This window comes from Arcicella aquatica, from assembly GCF_034928825.1.
Taxonomy (GTDB): Bacteria; Bacteroidota; Bacteroidia; order Cytophagales; family Spirosomataceae; genus Arcicella; species Arcicella aquatica.
On the sequence record NZ_JAYFUL010000012.1, the window covers coordinates 131,475 to 150,009 of the forward strand.

The window sequence follows — 18,535 nt, forward strand, 5'->3', positions numbered from 1 at the left end:
AATTATTATAGTTAAGGAGTTAGAGAGAACTCTCTACTCATGTTGTTTCAAAAACTATCAAAATTGTAATTAAGTTCTTAATTGGGAAAAAAATCTCTTCAATAAGAGCGTTGAGTCTTCTTGTAAAACACCAAATGAAATGGTTGATTTAGGATGCATAATGGAAGCACCTAATTTTTTAAAACCCCGTTTGTCATCTGAAGCACCCCACACAATTCTACTTAGTTGAGACCAAAAAATCGCGCCACCACACATTACACAAGGCTCTAAAGTGACATATAACGTACAATCTTTGAGATATTTTGAGCCTAAAGTTTGTGCAGCAGCCGTAATGGCTAACATTTCAGCATGTGCCGTTACATCATTTAATTTTTCTGTTTGATTATAAGCTTTGGCAATTACTTGGTTCTGACAAACTATAATGGCACCCACAGGAATTTCCCCTTCATCAAAGGCTATCGCTGCTTGCTGTAAAGCAATTCTCATAAAGTATTCGTCAGAAAAATACATATTTGCTAAGCAATATCAGATGAAATTTTTTCAGCAACTTTATGGGTAGCTCTATTTCTTAAATAAAAATCTACCAATACCAAGGCTGCCATTGCTTCAACAATAGGCACTGCACGAGGTACAACACAAGGGTCATGGCGACCTTTACCCGACACCACAACGGCATTGCCATCAGCATCTACGCTGTCTTGGTCTTGCATAATCGTAGCAACAGGTTTGAAGGCCACTCTAAAATAAATATCTTCACCGTTAGAGATACCGCCTTGAACACCACCTGAATAATTTGTTTTGGTTTTCACTCGGTTCTGTTCATCCAAAAACATTTCATCATTATGTTCCGAACCATACATCTCTACGCCTTCAAATCCACTTCCGTATTCAAAACCTTTTACGGCATTGATACTGAGCATCGCTTTGCCTAATTCTGCATGAAGTTTATCAAAAACAGGCTCGCCTAAGCCCACTGGAGTACCCGTAATTACGCAGTTTACTACGCCACCAATTGAATCTCCTTTTTTACGGGTTTCATCAATCAAATCAAACATTTGTTGCGCAACGACTGGGTCTGGACAGCGAACGGCATTTTCTTCCGCCAAATTCAAATCCAATTGTTGGTAAGGTGTGGATAACTTTAACTTGCCTACTTGCGAAACATAAGATTTAATATCAACACCAATTTGTTTTAAAATCAATTTTGCCAAGGCGCCCGCGGCTACTCTTGCTACGGTTTCACGGGCAGAGCTACGTCCACCACCACGATAATCGCGATTACCATATTTGGCTGTATAGGTATAATCAGCGTGTGAGGGGCGAAACTGTTGTGCGATGTGTGAATAATCTTTTGAACGTTGGTCGCCGTTCAATACCATCATGGCTATGGGTGTGCCTGTAGTTTTACCATCAAAAATGCCAGATAATACTCGAAATTCATCGGCTTCACGGCGTTGAGTAGTAATTCTGGATTGCCCTGGTTTACGACGATCTAATTCGCTTTGAATGAAAGCCGTATCGAAATCAATTCCCGCCGGACATCCATCTACAATTACGCCAACTGCTGTTCCGTGCGACTCGCCAAATGTACTAATCTTGAATAATTTACCGTATGTACTGCTCATGTGAGTGATATAAGAAATAACGAGAACTGTTACTTCATTTTTTGATTGCTCTTAACTTATTTCCGCTTTTTATTGGGTAATAAAATATACACCATACCTATCAACATAATGGTGATAAGAATATTAGCTTCGTCTTTTAAAAATTTACCAAAATTGTTCGGTGCATCAGACGAATCTTTATCTTTCAAACCATCATAAACTGATACTACCGTTAGGGGAGTATCGGCTGTTTTAATGGTTTGCCCACTTACTTTTAGTTGAAGTTTTGATTTTAAGGTATCATATTTCTCGGTTTTAGTATTAAAATATACCCATTTAAAATACTTATCGAGTGCAAAGTTACCAGCCTGTTTTGGAATTATCAGAAAAGTAAAGGTTTTTGTGCTAACAACTTTTCCATTTTCTGGATAAGCACTAGAATTTATTTCTGGAGGGAAAAAGTCAAAAAGGTTGTCATTCTTCATTTCGGGTAGTTTTATATTATAACCATCCCCTGTAATCTGAATGCGATATTGAACTGATTTCCCTGTATTAATACTATTTTTATTGATGACCTCTTTTAACGAAAAATCTCCTACTGATACTTCCTGTTTAAGAGGATGGTTAGGTAAATCTTTCGTTTTTATGGCCAATACTTTGGTCTTGAAAGTAATTGGCTCAGGTATTTTCTCCCCATTTTTCCCCACCGTGTATTTTATCAATTTTAAACTAACCGACGGGAAAATAATTTCTTTGTTATTTAATGGATAGAAAGTAGCTTGATAAAATTTGTATTGCGTGTAAGTTTTGCCATTTAAAACCAACTGCCCTTCTTGAGCTTCTGTGATACCAAAACTTTCTTCCCAACAGTTTTCAGGTTTTAATTTTTTAGTAATCTCTGGAATTTGAATAGTATTATTATCAAATTCCATTTCAGTTCCATTATTATCAGCTACATAGAAAGCCAAGGTAACAGTGAAGCCTTCACCGACGAAAAGACTGCTTTTATTAGTACTGAGTGTTAAAAAAGCATCGTTTTTAGCATTTTTTATCTCCGATTGAGTGCCTTCGATAAAATCAGTAAAGTCTTCATTACCTACTGAAATGTCTTTTTTTTCAGGGTTAGATTGTTGTTGGCTCGCTTTTTTTACCTTCACCGTAAAACCATCTGCTTTTATATTGAGCTCATTGACATTTACTTTGAAAGAAGGGACTTTAAGCGTACCTATTTTTTGTGGAGAATAGTTTTGGGTGATATTACAAGTAGAGATTGCTTGTCCATTTACAAAAGAATGTGAGGTTGATTTTGAAAAACCTTTTTTTGTAAAATTGGGTAAGTCGGGAAATTTGCAGGTCGGTATTTGAGCTTCGCCAGTATATTTAACTACTACGGTAAGCACAAACGGATCATTCATAGAAATATTTTTTTCTCCTATTACCAATGATACATCATTATCCTGACCCTTAGAGCGGAAACACACTAAAGAATAAAAAAATATTGAAATAATTATATAATATTTTTTTTGTTTCACCGTTGTCTAAATAAACGTTCAAAAAATTAATATATTAATGATATAAAAAAAGCATCATTTTTTTGCTAAAACACTTGATTTTCAGGAGTTTGTATGATAAATTTGATAGAGATTTGTTTTGTATTGTTACTTTATTAAATCCATTTAAAAGCTATGATTACCTTAAACTATGTCAAAGTTATTTTGGAAAAAGTTAGTTTTGATGCAAAGTTATTCGAGAAAGAATTAAAAAAAGCAATCAAGACACTATTATCTGATGAAGTAAGTGAATTGCAAGCGTGGTGTTATGATAAATTTGGGAAAATCTATAATCAAGTTATCGAAAAATGTTTTAACAGACTACGTCGAAAAATGAATGTATTGGCTCAGTGAAGTTTCCTAAACACCGAATTCTAGACACCAAAAAAAGATTAAGAAAGCCCTGTTAATTTTTAATTAGCAGGGCTTTAGTTTTATTAAAAACCTTCTTTCGCTTCTTCTTTCTTCTTCTCAACTTTAGGTTTTTCGTCTTTTTTATTAACTATTTTCTTACCTTTTTCTACCCTGGTTCTATAGTTATCCACGAATCTTTCTGAAAAAGCAATTTTTTCCTCAGCACCAACGCCTAAGAATGCATACGCATTTTTACCACTCCCTTTTTTAACTCCTTTCGATTTGGCGGCAACAGCATTATTAAATTCACCATCAGATGAGATGACACCCATCTCGTTTTTCAAGTAACCCATAAAATACCAAATATCTTCTGAAGGTTCTAAATAAAGATAGAACTCATCCCCCTCATTGGTTTTTTTAATTTCAAGCATTCCTTCAATCTCGGCATTAATATCTGTTCCTCCAATATTTGCAATTGCCAATTTGCCAACACTATAAAAAGAAGCATGTTGGTCTGAATACCGCAAATTAGCTTTTGAAATAACCATCGTCGTATTCAGTTTAGATGAAATTGAATAAAGAGGTACGTGTTCATTTTTTACACGTCTTTCAAAAGAAGCGACGGTTTTCCCACCCAAAATATTAGCGAGTTTCGATAAGTAATGTTCTTTATCATCAGGGTCGTCGGCACTAACATTATCACGAGACTCTAAATTTATTTTTACAATCTTATCGGCCATTGCTTTTAGTACTTCGGCAGGCATTGGAAAATTAACCACCAACATCTGGTCGAATTTATATTTTCCACTATCCACCCTCATTTCAGCAAAGCCAGCAGTCTGTAATAACGTACTAGGATTAAAGAAATTAAATGCCCCTTCTAGTTTCAGCGTCTTTTTAGCATCATCAAAAATATAACGATTGGCTTCATAAGATTGAGCTTTATCGTCGGCACCAATTTCAAAACGAGATGTCTTTGCAATATCCCTGAATGCTCCTTTCGCTACAAAAATATCTTCGTCTTTAGCATCCTCTTTGTTCGATAAGAACGTAGAATATAAACCACTTGAAGCTGTTCTAAAATGTAGTCCAGCAAACAATGGAGTATTGCCTTCACCTAGTAAAGTAGGTTGTACATCAATATTCACACTATCGCGACTATTACCTTTGTACACTATCCAATTGGTATCATACTTTTTGGTTTTGGTATCAGGACGCACAAAGCCATTTAAAGTAAGGTTCTTGTCATTTGAAATCATGCTGATTTCTCCGCGGTAAATCAATTTAGGCGAAAGGTAAAACTTGTTACTTTGTTCGATATTCGCTTTGGCAGTAGTAATATATCCCTTGGTTTTCTTACGATTGTCTAGCACCACTTCTTTGAAATCAAAGTTGCCCATCTTGATATTCAAGCTATCGCCCGCTGAATTGACGTATCGGTAGATTGCGTCGCCTTCAAACTTGAATCTTGATAAAATCTTAATATTTCCATTCACTAAACGATGATAAGAATTGATGGTATCCAAGACGATTTTTGCCTGATGAAAATCTTTCATTTCGGCATCTTTACTCACAACAACCGCTCCTTTGTCTGGAATAATTTTAGCATCAGCAGATTTAATAAAAGGAACACCATTGATGTTCAACGATTGTTTTTCGATATTATACAAAGCCTCTGAACCATTAAATGATAGTCCCTCTTGGCTTGGCTCCATTGATGAGAAAGTAGTATTTCGTACATCCCCCTTCATCGTGATTAATTTCTTGTTAATATCCCATTCGGCACTATTGATTGAGGTTTGATAGGCCGTATAAGGAAAATACAAGCTAGTAGAATCTTCCAATTTCAGGTTCGTAGGGGTTTTGATACTTACTAGACCCGTTTGAATATTAAAATTGATATTCATTTTTTTACCAAGAAGGGCAGGTTTTGCTACACTTAGGTTGTTCCCCACAAATAAATCAGCCAATTCGGCAGTAAAGACACCTTTGCCAAATTTGAAATTATTTGACCCGATTTCAGAGTCCAGCCTTTTTACTTTACCAAAACCAAATAAACCCGTTTGGCGAACTAGGAGTTTACCCTCCAGTTTAGAGCTTCCTGCATAAAAGTCAAAAGTGTTTTTCTGCGTTTCAATCAGCATACTATCTACCTTAGGTTGCCATTTCAATTTAAAGTTATTGATGGCTACTTTGGTAAAATATGCCTTGCCAAACTCTCCCTCATTAATAATCCCCGTCGTACCCGTAGCAGTAACCGAATCAGGCGTAAACAAGGCTTCTTTCGCTTTGATTTGTGCCGTAAGGTGATTTATTTCTCCTTCAGTATGCAAGCCTTTGCTATCCATCAATAAATTTGAGCTGAATTTTACAAAGGTTTTGCTATTGTATAAATTGTATTTCCCCTCAGGTACTTTATGACTAAAGCCCAATGTATTATCAGGCATTGAAATAAGGGTTTCTTTGAAAGGAGGGAAAATGCCATCTGAATAAAAAGTACCCACAAAATTGATGTCTTTGATATTCAAACTATCAAAGTCGATGCTTGGTACTTTGAAGTATATTTTTTGGTTATAAATACCATTCACTCTCCACGGGTGGTCGAAGTAGGCAGTTACACCAGTAGGCACAACCAGACGGGGGTACTCTAACATTCTTTGTCGCCCAGACTTATTATCAGGTTTGTTGATATAAATTACGCCTGCTTCGTACTTTAAATCTCCCCCAATTTCTGTGTGTCCTTTTTTAGCTAATTCTTTTTGAGGAATGAAAGTAATGGAATCTATTTTATCCAATTTCACACTGAACTCATTGTAATTAAAAGATAAATCTCTACCCCTAAATCTGAAATTTCCTGTTTTAAGCTCACCACTAATCCCAAAGTTACGGTCTTTGTTTACTTTGATGATATTGTCGTAAGGAGCCATGTAAACATTCAGCGAATCTGAAAGATAGAATTGTTTTACCCCTCTAATGATTAATTGATTGTTGTTCAAATCTAAAGATGCATTGGCAGTAGAATCTTTTGAGCTTGATGCATAAAAAGATGGAATCAAAAAGTTGTCATAATCTTTTTTAGCTGTAAAAACTGCCAGATAATGTTGTCCTTTTCTCGAAATTTTGAGTTTTTCTACATCAGGGTCATAATCAAAATATCCTTTTTGCATCATTTCCAAAAACACAGGCTTTAGGGCTGCCGCATCTTTTTTGTAGGCAACGGCAAGGTCGCTAAGAGTGGTAGATTGAAGGTTGTTTTTCTTAATATAATTGGAAACTACCAACAACGGATTGAAACTATAATTAGCAGATATTTTAGCAAAGCGTTCAGGATTGAAATAATCGTAAGACTCAAACAAGGCAGGAACGATGTTTTTTGCCGTAACAATCATGAAATCCATTTTCTTATCTCTCAGATTCCAACGCATTACGTCTGAGGTAATGTCTAATTTATGGTAGCTGTCTGAATAAGATGATTCTCTGAAACCACCTTCATCTACCTTATTAAGGCGTAAATATTGTAATTGACGATTGTAATTAAGTTTGACAGAAGGATGATAAAGGGAATCCTGAGACGCAAAATATCCAGTAAAAATTGCCGAAGGAGAAGTAATCAAAGAATCACTAATATCGAACCTTTTACTGATAACCTTAAAGGCTGTTTTACCATCTTTTTTGACTAAGATAGTGGCATATTTCGACTGCACAGAGGCACTAGATATTTTAGTGCCAACAATCGTAAAACCACCTGTATAGGCAATATCATTGCTGTTTTTTAAGGTAACATCATTTTGCAATGACATAAACCTTGGATAAATAGCGGAGGAGTTCTTTGTTCTTTTTCTACTCTGAAACTCAAAAATCCCTTTGATAGGATTGGTTAATTTTTCAGGGTAGTTTAGTGTTGCCAAATCAGCATTAAGCTTAGGGTTTCTAATAGCCATGCTATAATTATCTAGGTTGACAAATATCTCTGGCACACCAACAGTCTCCCAAGAGAACTTGCCACCACTGCCTATCAAAACGCCTTCTTTTACATCTAAAAATGCTTTGGTATTGACTAAAATGGCTGAATCATTTGCCGTAACTATCGCTAGATTAATGGCATTGAATTCAATACTGGGGCCTGGATTTAAGAATTGAGCAACTGGTTCGTCTAACGGAGGGGTTGCTGCACTACCGTTATTAGCTGGGGCTGGTGTATCCCAATCATCAAAAGCAGCCTTCTTAGCTGCATCAGAAGTAGTACTCGTAGGCGAAGTAGTTGCTTTCTCAGTTTTAAAAACCTCTGTCTTCTGGTCATTATATTTAAAACTTACCGTACCATTATAAGCATACAAACGGTTGAAATTGGTAAAATAAAGGCTATAGTTTTTGAAAAATAGCCGGCATACATCAATGTATTTTGTAGTAGTTTTTACATCTCCTGTTTCTACAGATTTTTGTAAGGTACTTAAATAATTATCAAAACTGGCTTGTGTGAGTATCCCACTTGAAAGTCCAAGGTTGGTAGCATCAAAAAATGGAATAAACTGAGGCGATTTGTAGCCTTTTTTTAACATAAAACTGGCAGTTTTTGCCAAAGCTGCTTTTTGCGTTTCTGATAACGTACCAGAATTCCAGTTTTTCTCCAGATTTTGTATGATATAGCTTGCCGGAGGATTTCCAGAAGCCATTAAAACATTTTTGGCATCTGCTAAAAATTCTTCGGGCTTTTCAGAGAGCTTTAAGGCTTGTGTATGAGCCGTTAAGCAACATAAAATAAGTCCAAAAATTAAATAAAAGCGTTTTATTGTCATCATTGTAGGAGTTAGCTTCAAAGAAATAAACGAAATCACTACGTATAGTATTTCATTACCAAACGAAGTATTCTTATTAAGGTTTCAGCAAGAAAAGAATGCACAAATATCAACATTTCAGATGAAATAGGAGGAAGGGTATACAAGGAAAATAAATAAGGGGGGTAAAATATGTAATGGAAAAATAGCAATAAAAGAAGAAAAGGTAAATGCGTTATCTCAATCTGTTATTGTAATTTATTCTCCTTGTAAATTTACTCCATAATTTCGGACTGCTTTATCAAGCGTAATGGCTGATATTAACTAACTGCCTACCTAATGCTTGAAGATGGCACAATTGTTCATCTAAAGTATAGGAAGCGACTAAAGATTACCGTCATCCTTTTGTTATCAATATGCCTCGTTTTTGTTTATTTGCTTCAAAATGATTAAATTAGGGTAAAAAAAGTCCTATGGTAAAGGCTCTTTTCAAACAATTTCCAGCTCATTCACCTACTAATTGTTAATAACATACCAAAATCATATGAATATAATACATCATATCAACATTAGCCTGAAAGACCAGTCGGGAGTATCTGGAACCAGTATAAGTGGTTATGCCCCCAAAATTACCACAGACGTTGTTTTATCAATTAATTGAAAACAGGATTTTGACGAACTATTACTCATTAAAAATAGTATTACTTATCAAACCCTTATGCTAACTTAGTTTTAAAAGCTTTAGATAATAGGTTAGTTATATTCTGCTCTAGTAGTATAAAAATTGGGTCTTTCTACCTCTGATGTCATTACCTATGATAAAAACTATTCCATACCGCCACATGGATGCGTATTTCTTGTTGAAAGCGCATATAAATAAAGCTATTCTTACCATTGCGTCATTATTGTTATTGGCGAGTTCTGTCGTTGCACAAAAAGCAACTTTCGAATTTTTTAGCACGGATAACGGACTTGCTGGAAACCACACGTCTTCAGTAACACAAGATGACCAAGGTTTTATTTGGTTTATAAATGATGGGAAAATCCACCGCTATGATGGATATAATTTTTTAATCTATCCAACTCCTGATGTATTAACAGCCAAACAGGAGTACATATCAGGTTTGACTTTGTACCAAGATTCCTTACTATTTGTGTGGAGTGAGCATCATCAATTTTTATTTAATCCCAAAAAAGAGCATTGGCAACCTATCAATCTAAAAGTAAAGAATACCCTAGGAGGTAGGCTTAGGTTTTGGCCTATTGATGGGCAAAATACTAGGCTAATGACCAAAGTAGAGGTGATGTCTCAGCGAGCTTGGTCTTGTAAAATAGATAAATCGGGTACTATTGGAGGTACACAATATCCTGACTTGTTAAGTGCCTATTATTGGCGTAATATTAACGATTATGATTATTCTTTAACTTATGAAGACACAGTATATCACATCAATAAAGCTGGGAAAATTACTACAGCAACGCCATTAGATAATGTATGTAAGAATTGTGGTGACATGTGGTTTCAACCTTATATGAAGGGGTCGGTAGCACTTTTATCAAATACTCTTTTTTATCAGTTGGATAAAAGTAAAAATAAATTTTTACCACACGCTGTCAATCGACTACTGAAGCCTAACAAAATTAAAATAAGGAGATTTATTACAGAAAAAAATGGTAGTATATGGGCATGCGGTTACGACAGAAGTCTTATTTATTACGATGCTCGTGCGGATAAACTATACAATTTTCATGAAGAACTAAAACAATTATTGCCGAATAATAACGACTTCTTAGGATTGTTTCAAGATAATACGGGAATAGTATGGGTAGAAACCAGACTGGGCTTGCTAAAAGTAAGACCGTGGCCAAATCCTTTTGATACTTATTTCAGTGGCATGAATAATGTTAATGCTAATTATAGTTTCCGTGGATTGACAGAAGATGCACAAGGCATGATGTACGGCGTATATTATACTGGAATTGCCAAATTTGACCCTGTTAAAAAACAAACACTACGAACTTATTTATTCCCAGGTACTGTAAAGTTGTATGATTTGTATACCGATGGAGATATTATCTGGGTTAATGGCTTTCAAGCATTAGAACCGAATTCTGGTAAAATAATAGAAGTTCCAAGCCCATTTAAGAAAAAAATACTTGACGATAATGGTTTTTTTACTAAAGACAAATACGGAACACTTTGGTGGATAACGCATTACACATTATATCGTTTGAATAAAGCGAATAATCAAATAAAGTGGGAGAAAGAATTTGACTTGCCCGACAAGTTATTAAATACAACTGAAGCTTTGCATGCAGGCATGAAAAGCGGGAAAATATGGCTGAGTTTTAAAGGTAGATTATTGCAGTATGACCCCAAAACGAAGGTACAACAATGGTATGATCCTAAAACTTGGAGATTGCCTATATCTCGTATATTGGCGATTGAGGAGGACAGTAAAGGGAATCTTTGGCTAGGTACAGATGCTGGCTTAGTATGGGTAAATCCGTTTAATGGCTCTCACCGTCAATATACTATTTCTGAGGGCTTACCCAATAACTTTATCAGTGGGATGTTGATGGAAGGAGATTCATGCCTGTGGCTAAGTACTAACCATGGGCTATCTCGTTTTCATTTACCCACCAAAGTTTTCAATAATTTTCTAGAGGAGGATGGACTAACTTTTAACGAATTTAACCGTAAGTCATTTTTCAAAGCTAAAAATGGTCGGATGTTTTTCGGTGGAATGCGCGGGGTGAATGCCTTTTTTCCAAAAGATTTGATGCAATCTTATATCACCAGAGTAGATAGAAACCAAAAGGCAAAGCTTGTACTTACTGCTTTAGAATATACAGATGAAAAACGGGATACAGTACTGAGGAAAACCTCATTCGCTAGTCAGCCAGAAATACATTTCAATGATTGGGATTGGTCTTATACCTTTGAATATACGCTTACTGACTATGACAACCCCAAAGAAGTATTTTATAGTTATAAGATTGATGGTTATAAAGACAGTTGGTCATCTCCTTCCAAATTCAATTTTGCACATTTTAACAGCTTGCCTAGCGGAGAATATACTTTAAGGGTGAAAGCACGAGACAGCAGAGGACGGTGGCGCTCAAATGAAATGGCGGTAAAAATAATAGTCTATCCACCTTGGTGGGCATCTTGGTGGGCATATACTATCTATATTGTCCTGTTTTCGGCTTTTTGCTTAGTGATGTATAATATTTTGAAAAAGAGATTGATTCTTCAAAATGAGCTGAAGATGAAACAACAGGAAGCCCAACGGCTGAAAGAACTTGATTTGTTCAAAAATCGTCTTTATACCAATCTTACCCATGAATTCAGAACACCACTGACTGTAATTTTGGGTATGGTAGATCAAATTCGAAATCAACCCGAGAAATATCTTGAAGAAGGGGCGCGACTTATCCAAACCAATGGTGAAAACCTGCTTAGACTCATCAACCAGTTGCTCGATTTATCTAAGCTTTCTGACAACTCATTTCAGTTACATTTCCAACAGGCAGATATCGTTTCTTATTTACGCTATCTCACAGACTCTTTCCAAGCCTATGCCAACAGCCAGAATTTATCGTTACGATTCTTCAGTGCTTTGAATATACGGGTAATGGATTATGACGAAGAGCAGATAAAACAAATATTGACAAATCTTATTTCTAACGCAATTAAATTTACACCGTCAGGAGGAGAAATTACAATTAGATTAAAGCAAGAAGATAATAGATTGAGTATCGAAGTACAAGATACAGGTATAGGAATCGCTAAAAAAGAACTGACATATATATTCGAGCGTTTCTATCAAATCGATAATTCACATACTAGGCAACGTGAGGGAACTGGCATTGGTTTGGCACATGCCCATGAGATGATTAAACTGATGAATGGGGAAGTCTTTGTAGAGAGCGAACTTGGAAAAGGCACTACGTTTATCGTTAAATTACCCATCACCAACAAAGCACCTATTGTGGCGGGTCCTCCGAAATCAGAAAAATATATTTCTTCTGTAAATTTTATGAACCGTGAAAGTATTACTTCCATATCTTCTTCGGCAATTGATAATTCCTTACCACATCTTCTTATTATCGAAGACAATGCCGATTTGGTTATTTTTCTCAAAACTTGTCTGTACGGATTATACCAATTGGATGTAGCGTATAATGGTATAGTTGGTATTGAAAAAGCCATAGAACATACTCCTGACATTATCATCAGTGATGTGATGATGCCCGGAAAAGACGGTTATCAAGTATGTGAAACCTTAAAAAGTGACCAACGTACAAGCCACATTCCAATAATTCTACTAACCGCTAAAGTGGATACTGATTCTAAAATAACTGGACTAAAGCATGGTGCAGATGTTTATATGGCCAAGCCTTTTAATAAAGAAGAGTTGGTCGTACAACTGGAAATGTTAGTGCAAAAACAAAAGCGTTTACAGGCATATTTCTCGCAAAATAGCCCTATAGAAAAAGTCATTAATATTGATATTGTCACAGAAGACTTACCAGAGGAAATTTATGAACGGGAACATGCTTTTGTTAAAAAGGTGACATCAATTGTACATGGAAATTTTGCAGATGAGAATTTTGGGCTATCTCAACTCTGCCAAGAAATAGGTATGAGTCGTTCACAACTATTTCGAAAGATGAAGACTTTGATAGGCGTTTCTCCTTCTGACTTTATACGTTCTTACCGACTAGCCCAAGCCAAAATTATGCTAGAAACTAGTAGTTTCAATATCTCAGAAGTAGCTTGGAAAACAGGATATAAAAATGCTGGACATTTTTCAACTTCGTTTCAGGAAGAGTTCGGGTTTTCTCCAAGTGCAATGAATAAGTGATTGATTATTAGAGGATAAAAAAAGGTATAGCATTGTTATATACAATAATGCTATACCTTTTTTTTTATCTGATGCAACCAATAGAAACATATTTGAAACCAATCGAAAATCCTATGGGTAACTTATTTCATACTTTTGTTAATCCCTAAGGACATGATTAAGTAACGATTTCCTAACCACTAATTTAATGAAGAAATGATTTTGAGATTCCGCTTAAGTATTTCAAAGAGTAGATAATTATTTATAAGCTGAGCATCAATAATAGTTCAAAATCCCTATCTGATAAAGTAGAATCTTATATAGTTTAGTTGTTATACCATTATTCAAAATCAATCTAATAATAACCCTATAATTAATATGTTTACTCCATATTCAATCGCCATAGTAGATGATAATTCTCTCGTCCGAACATTAGTGAGTACAGAACTAAAAAAGCACAAATGGAATATCCCTTTCCAAGCCGAGAATGGGGAAGAATGTATTACCAAAATCAAGCAAAGTAGTTATTTGCCAGATATGATAATTCTTGATATTGAAATGCCAAGAATGGACGGCTTTACCACGGCCCATATCGTAAGAAGGAACTGGCCTTCGATAAAAATAATTGCGATGTCTACCTTGGAGGATGAAACCTCCATCAATCGAATATTAGAAGCAGGGGCAGATTGCTTTTTATCCAAAGCAAGTAATATAAAAACTGACTTAGTCGGTCTGATTCAATATATGCTCACTTTAAATAGTTATGGTGATAGTAATAAAAATTTGAAATCATTAGTCCACCATGGTTTTAATAAGCTAAGCTTTCCGATGTTTAAACAACATTGTATTTAAAATCAGTTTCTCTAATACACTACCTCTCAAGTTTATTGCATGCATTTAAGTAACCCTCAGAATATCCTCAACTCGTCGATATTATATCTGCTTACAGGCATAAGTGTGATAATGTCGGGCACCATCGGGCTACTTGAATGGATATTGGGCATTAGTATCGTTGAAATCCTGATGCCACAGTATATTACAGCAGCGTTCGGAACCGTAATATTTACTATTTTATTTGTTTTGCTAGGCGTTTTAGTGATTCGGAAAACATTACAGAACGAATAGAATTAAGTTTCGAAGATATCTTTGCTTCTGTAAAAGGCATGTTGAAAGAGCAATTAGCGGAAAGCAAAGCCATTGTCAGCACTGATTTTTATAAGGCGCCTATTATTAGTTATCCTAGAGTTTATCTGGAAAGCATTCTGTTTAATCTATTATCTAATGCTCTTAAATACAGCTCGCCTGACCGTGTTCCTGAGATACGATTGAAAACAGAAAATAATCATGGAGAAATAATCTTAAAAGTAGAGGATAATGGGCTTGGAATAGACTTAGCTAAACACAGAAGAAACATATTTGGGATGCACAAGACCTTCCATCGACATAAGCATGCTAGAGGTATGGGTTTGTTTATGACTAAAACACAAGTAGAAGCTATGGGAGGAGAAATCACCATAGAAAGTATAGTTAATGAAGGTTCTATTTTCACCGTAATTTTTAATAGTACAGCGCAATGAAAAAGTTATTAAGCCTATGTTTTATTGACGATGACCCTATCTATCAATATATGATTAAGCGGATGATTAATAAAGATTATCAGGTAAATAAAATGTGGAATTTTCTTAATGGCGAAGAAGCAATCAATTATTTTGTTAGCCATTATATGGAGCCAGAGAATATTCCAGATATTATTTTTTTAGATATCAATATGCCCCTCATAGATGGATGGCTGTTTTTAGAAGAATTTAGTGCAATCAAACCACAGATTAGTAAACCTGTTACTATTTACATAGTTACGTCTTCTACTGATCCTGCAGACATTCAACAGGGCAATAATATTAAAGAAGTTGCTGGTTATCTGGTCAAACCTTTTGATTCAGCCAAACTAAAAGAGATACTTGATAACCATGAAGAATCTTAACAGAGAGGTTCTATATCAAATAAAAGAGGGTTCTTACATGTTACTGTAAAAACCCTCTTTAAACTGGTACCGGGGACGGGAATCGAACCCGTACGAACTTGCGTTCACAGGATTTCAAGTCCTGTAGTTTGTGGTTTATTGTGATGTTGTATGTGGTGATATGTTCTGAAAAACAAATAGTTATGAGTATATTGAGTTATAAAATAATTTATAAAACTTAATTTGTTTGGCAAATGTTTGGCAATAATCCAGTATATTTGTTTATCAAATAGATAGCATATGGCATCGGTAAGCATAGTTCTTAGAAAAACTCCAAATAAAGAGGGTAAACATAACCTTTATTTAAGAATAATAAAGGACAGGAAGATTTCACAAACAAGCATCGGTCATAGCATTTTGCTAAAGGATTGGGACGGTGCAAAGCAAATTGTTAAGAAGTCACACCCAAACTCCGCACGGCTAAATAATTTAATTGCAAAGAAGGTGGCTGAAGCTACTGATAAGCTTGTTGAGATGGAGGCTAACAATACCGATACTTCTGCCAAGGCAATTAAAAAAGCAGTTACAGCCTCTAAGGATAGGACATTCTTCAAGCAAGCAGAACTCTACCTTAATCAGCTAAAAGCTACTGGGAAATTCAATCAAAGATCAGCAGACGAGCCTAGAGTAAAAAAATTTAAAACATTTCTCAAAAATGAAGACATAAATTTTTCTGAAATTAGTCCTGGCTTATTGAAAAATTTTAAAGCTTATTTGATTGGAACATTCGGTATTACCGAGAGAACTGCTGTCAATCATTTGATCGTAATTAGAACGATATATAATAGGGCTATTGCTGATGGAATTACGGATAGAAAAAACTATCCATTCGGTAAAGGTAAGACAGTGATTAAGTTTCCAGATAGTTTGAAAATTGGCTTAAACGCAGAAGAAGTTAAATTACTCGAAGAGTTGGATTTGCCATCTGGTGAAAATCATGCGCGAAATCTTTGGTTGGTTTCGTTCTATTTCGCTGGGATGCGTATTTCCGATGTTTTGAGGCTTAAATGGTCAGACTTTCAAAATGATCGCCTTTATTATACTATGGGTAAGAATTTAAAAGCTGGATCGTTGAAGGTTCCGGATAAGGTGCTTGAAATACTGAAACAATATCCGCAAGGCTCGAATGCTCATGATTTAGTCTTCTTTGACTTGGCTAAAATGCCTGACTTATCCAAATTGTATGAGGTTCAAAGCTACATAAAATCAAGGGTTAGAAGTTGTAATGACTATTTGAAGATTGTTGCAAATAAGATGGGGTTAACAAAAGCATTATCTATGCATATTGCAAGACATACGTTTGCACAAATATCAGCAGATCGTATTCCCGCTAACGTTCTTCAAAAGTTATACAGGCACACAGACATAAAAACCACGATGCAGTATCAATCTAATTTTATGACCAAAATGACTGATGATGCTTTGGAGGCTGTGATTAACTTATAGTTCTCAATATCTCTAATAATAAAACATTTAGCTCATAGTTTTTTTAATTTATTAAAGATAAAAATATGAAATATTATAATTGGGGAAATATCTCAAAGTCGGTTACATACCAAAACATAATAACAGATTGGGTTAACTTGCTAAATAATAATTGTTTAAAAGAAGCAGATTATCACAAATTTCTTTCAGAGAACCCATACTTTTTTTTAACACCTATCGATACTTATCTGGTTATTTCAAAACTAAAATTAGGCTCTGAATATGAAACAGACTTTGTAATGGTGAAAGAAGGATATAGTGACGGTACTATTTATGAGCTTATTGAAATAGAAAGCCCTCATGCAAAGCTTTTTGACAAATCTGGTAAGCCAACCGCTACATTTAATTCTGCTTTACAGCAAATATTGGATTGGAAAAGATTTTTGAAAAATGACAAGCACTTCTTTAGAAAATTTCTACCAACTACAAATGCTAAGATTATCAATGAAAGTAGAATAGAATTTAAGCTTATTATCGGTCGGAGAAGTGAAAATCAAGAAGAGCTTGAAAAACGTAGACAATATGCAGAAGAGTATAAAATAAAGATAATATCCTACGACCAATTATCTGAAATTGCACAAAGTAGAAAGATATTCCCCAATGAGCCTTTAATTTCCTCAGGACAAACACATTTCTTAGAAGACATCAATAAGAAAAATCAACTTGCCAACCCATTTTTTTCTTGCATAAACGACTCTACATGGAAAACAATTTGCAGGGCAGGACATACCAAGCATTTTTATACCAACTATCTTGATTCAATATTAGAGGCAAGAAAATATAGTAAATATTTTGATGATTTCACCAAAGAAAAAATCAATATTTTACCAGAAATTGGTATAGTCTAACGCCAAAATAAGAGGCTTATTTTGTATTGATAACATAGAAGTATAATACTTAATTTTACCAAAAATCTCTGTAAAATGTGTATTAACAATCATAGTTGAACAAAACAACTAAGCTTTATTCCTTGCGGTAATGGTGCAGCAATCACTTGGTAGTGATAAGGACTATTTTTAATAGAGCAATTTCTTCTGGTTTAGTTGAAGAAAAATACTATCCTTTTGGTAAGGGCAAGGGGAAAATCTCTATCAAATTTCCAGATTCCATGAAAATTGGATTGACTATTGATGAAATAAAAGCAATTCAAAGCTTAGAATTGTCAGACGGTGAAAATCATTCAAGAAATCTATTTCTAGTTTCATTCTATTTTGCAGGAATGAGAATTTCTGACGTTCTACGCCTAAAATGGTCTGACTTCCAAAATGACCGCTTGTATTACGCAATGGGCAAGAATCTAAAAACAGGCTCATTGAAAGTTCCTGATAAAGTGCTGGAAATTTTGGAACAGTACCCAAGAGGAACAAATGCTCATGATTTAGTTTTTCATGACCTTGCTAAATTGCCTGACCTTTCAAAAGCCAACGAAGTTCTAAATTATATCAAAACAAGAAATCGAGTTTGTAACGACTATTTAAAAAAGATTGTAGTAAAAGCAGGGATTACAAAACCTTTGACCATGCACATTGCCAGACATTCATTTGCTCAAATCTCAGCAGACAGAATTCCAGCCAATGTTCTTCAAAAGTTATACAGACATACCGATATAAAAACCACAATGCAGTATCAGTCAAACTTTATAACCAAAATGACTGATGATGCTTTAGAGGCTGTGATTAATTTGTAAGTTTTTCGCTATTCCCCAATTGACTTCTTTTCTTTTCGCTTAATTTGAGCGTAAAAAAATCTGTAAAATTTGCATCAAGATGAGTAAAATGGGTAGTCCTAAAAATGTAATGTTTATCTTTCAAGATTATAATTACAAATAAAGTATTTTATTGCACCAATATGATTGTCGAGGGACTTTGAGAAACTTAAAGCTTTTCTGACTAATCTA

13 protein-coding genes and 1 pseudogene are annotated in these 18,535 nt (G+C 34.9%); 9 read left to right on the plus strand and 5 right to left on the minus strand.

Annotated elements, in window-relative coordinates:
- Nucleotides 1-69 precede the first annotated feature (69 nt).
- The 3 genes from VB264_RS10015 to VB264_RS10025 are packed head-to-tail and all read right to left on the minus strand — an operon-like array spanning nucleotide 70 to nucleotide 3,136.
- The gene (locus VB264_RS10015) at nucleotides 70-510 is read right to left on the minus strand and encodes a nucleoside deaminase (RefSeq protein ID WP_323248972.1); all 441 of its coding nucleotides are present in this window, start codon (nucleotides 508-510) and stop codon (nucleotides 70-72) included.
- 5 nt (nucleotides 511-515) lie between these two features.
- The gene (aroC, locus tag VB264_RS10020) at nucleotides 516-1,625 is read right to left on the minus strand and encodes a chorismate synthase (RefSeq protein ID WP_323248974.1); all 1,110 of its coding nucleotides are present in this window, start codon (nucleotides 1,623-1,625) and stop codon (nucleotides 516-518) included.
- Between the two features lie 56 nt (nucleotides 1,626-1,681).
- A complete protein-coding gene (locus tag VB264_RS10025; protein WP_323248976.1) occupies nucleotides 1,682-3,136 on the minus strand; it encodes a BatD family protein in 1,455 nt (484 codons plus the stop codon).
- A 153-nt stretch (nucleotides 3,137-3,289) separates the two neighbouring features.
- On the opposite strand from VB264_RS10025, the gene VB264_RS10030 reads away from it, so the two are divergent.
- Nucleotides 3,290-3,508: a hypothetical protein gene (locus VB264_RS10030; RefSeq protein ID WP_309915034.1), complete on the plus strand. Its 219-nt coding sequence runs from the start codon at nucleotides 3,290-3,292 to the stop codon at nucleotides 3,506-3,508.
- Between the two features lie 83 nt (nucleotides 3,509-3,591).
- Here the strand turns inward: VB264_RS10030 and VB264_RS10035 are convergent, their stop codons facing one another.
- Entirely contained in the window at nucleotides 3,592-8,307 is a 4,716-nt protein-coding gene (locus VB264_RS10035; protein WP_323248978.1) for a hypothetical protein, read from the minus strand.
- A gap of 791 nt (nucleotides 8,308-9,098) precedes the next feature.
- Between VB264_RS10035 and VB264_RS10040 the strand changes: the two genes are divergently transcribed.
- From VB264_RS10040 to VB264_RS10075, 8 genes are all read left to right on the plus strand, one after another.
- Nucleotides 9,099-13,154, plus strand: coding sequence for a hybrid sensor histidine kinase/response regulator transcription factor (locus VB264_RS10040; protein ID WP_323248980.1), 4,056 nt, complete (start codon nucleotides 9,099-9,101; stop codon nucleotides 13,152-13,154).
- Nucleotides 13,155-13,511: 357 nt separating this feature from the next.
- The gene (locus VB264_RS10045; protein WP_323248982.1) at nucleotides 13,512-13,985 is read left to right on the plus strand and encodes a response regulator; all 474 of its coding nucleotides are present in this window, start codon (nucleotides 13,512-13,514) and stop codon (nucleotides 13,983-13,985) included.
- Between the two features lie 39 nt (nucleotides 13,986-14,024).
- Nucleotides 14,025-14,258, plus strand: a complete 234-nt coding sequence (locus VB264_RS10050; RefSeq protein WP_323248984.1) for a hypothetical protein — start codon at nucleotides 14,025-14,027, stop codon at nucleotides 14,256-14,258.
- A gap of 38 nt (nucleotides 14,259-14,296) precedes the next feature.
- On the plus strand, nucleotides 14,297-14,710 hold the full coding sequence (locus VB264_RS10055) for a sensor histidine kinase (RefSeq protein WP_323248986.1): 414 nt from the start codon (nucleotides 14,297-14,299) through the stop codon (nucleotides 14,708-14,710).
- A complete protein-coding gene (locus VB264_RS10060) occupies nucleotides 14,707-15,114 on the plus strand; it encodes a response regulator (RefSeq protein WP_323248988.1) in 408 nt (135 codons plus the stop codon). The genes VB264_RS10055 and VB264_RS10060 overlap by 4 nt, the downstream gene beginning before the upstream one ends.
- 279 nt (nucleotides 15,115-15,393) lie before the next feature.
- Nucleotides 15,394-16,599 (plus strand): site-specific integrase, encoded by a 1,206-nt coding sequence (locus tag VB264_RS10065; RefSeq protein ID WP_323248990.1) that lies wholly within the window; start codon nucleotides 15,394-15,396, stop codon nucleotides 16,597-16,599.
- A 65-nt stretch (nucleotides 16,600-16,664) separates the two neighbouring features.
- Nucleotides 16,665-17,486 carry a Shedu anti-phage system protein SduA domain-containing protein gene (locus tag VB264_RS10070; RefSeq protein WP_323248992.1) on the plus strand — a complete coding sequence of 274 codons (822 nt, stop codon included), beginning with the start codon at nucleotides 16,665-16,667 and terminating at the stop codon, nucleotides 17,484-17,486.
- Between the two features lie 152 nt (nucleotides 17,487-17,638).
- Complete coding sequence (locus tag VB264_RS10075) at nucleotides 17,639-18,325, plus strand: tyrosine-type recombinase/integrase (protein ID WP_323248994.1); 687 nt, start codon at nucleotides 17,639-17,641, stop codon at nucleotides 18,323-18,325.
- A gap of 113 nt (nucleotides 18,326-18,438) precedes the next feature.
- On the opposite strand, the pseudogene VB264_RS10080 reads toward VB264_RS10075, so the two are convergent.
- Nucleotides 18,439-18,535 (minus strand): annotated as a pseudogene (locus VB264_RS10080) (IS1 family transposase); the annotation flags it as partial.

Bases quoted from the DNA above. Each gene is read 5' to 3' on its own strand.
- VB264_RS10015 (WP_323248972.1), bottom strand. From the start codon at position 510: ATGTATTTTTCTGACGAATACTTTATGAGAATTGCTTTACAGCAAGCA.
- VB264_RS10040 (WP_323248980.1), top strand. From the start codon at position 9,099: ATGATAAAAACTATTCCATACCGCCACATGGATGCGTATTTCTTGTTG.
- VB264_RS10030 (WP_309915034.1), top strand. From the start codon at position 3,290: ATGATTACCTTAAACTATGTCAAAGTTATTTTGGAAAAAGTTAGTTTT.
- VB264_RS10070 (WP_323248992.1), top strand. From the start codon at position 16,665: ATGAAATATTATAATTGGGGAAATATCTCAAAGTCGGTTACATACCAA.
- VB264_RS10050 (WP_323248984.1), top strand. From the start codon at position 14,025: ATGCATTTAAGTAACCCTCAGAATATCCTCAACTCGTCGATATTATAT.
- aroC (WP_323248974.1), bottom strand. From the start codon at position 1,625: ATGAGCAGTACATACGGTAAATTATTCAAGATTAGTACATTTGGCGAG.
- VB264_RS10045 (WP_323248982.1), top strand. From the start codon at position 13,512: ATGTTTACTCCATATTCAATCGCCATAGTAGATGATAATTCTCTCGTC.
- VB264_RS10065 (WP_323248990.1), top strand. From the start codon at position 15,394: ATGGCATCGGTAAGCATAGTTCTTAGAAAAACTCCAAATAAAGAGGGT.
- VB264_RS10055 (WP_323248986.1), top strand. From the start codon at position 14,297: ATGTTGAAAGAGCAATTAGCGGAAAGCAAAGCCATTGTCAGCACTGAT.
- VB264_RS10035 (WP_323248978.1), bottom strand. From the start codon at position 8,307: ATGATGACAATAAAACGCTTTTATTTAATTTTTGGACTTATTTTATGT.
- VB264_RS10060 (WP_323248988.1), top strand. From the start codon at position 14,707: ATGAAAAAGTTATTAAGCCTATGTTTTATTGACGATGACCCTATCTAT.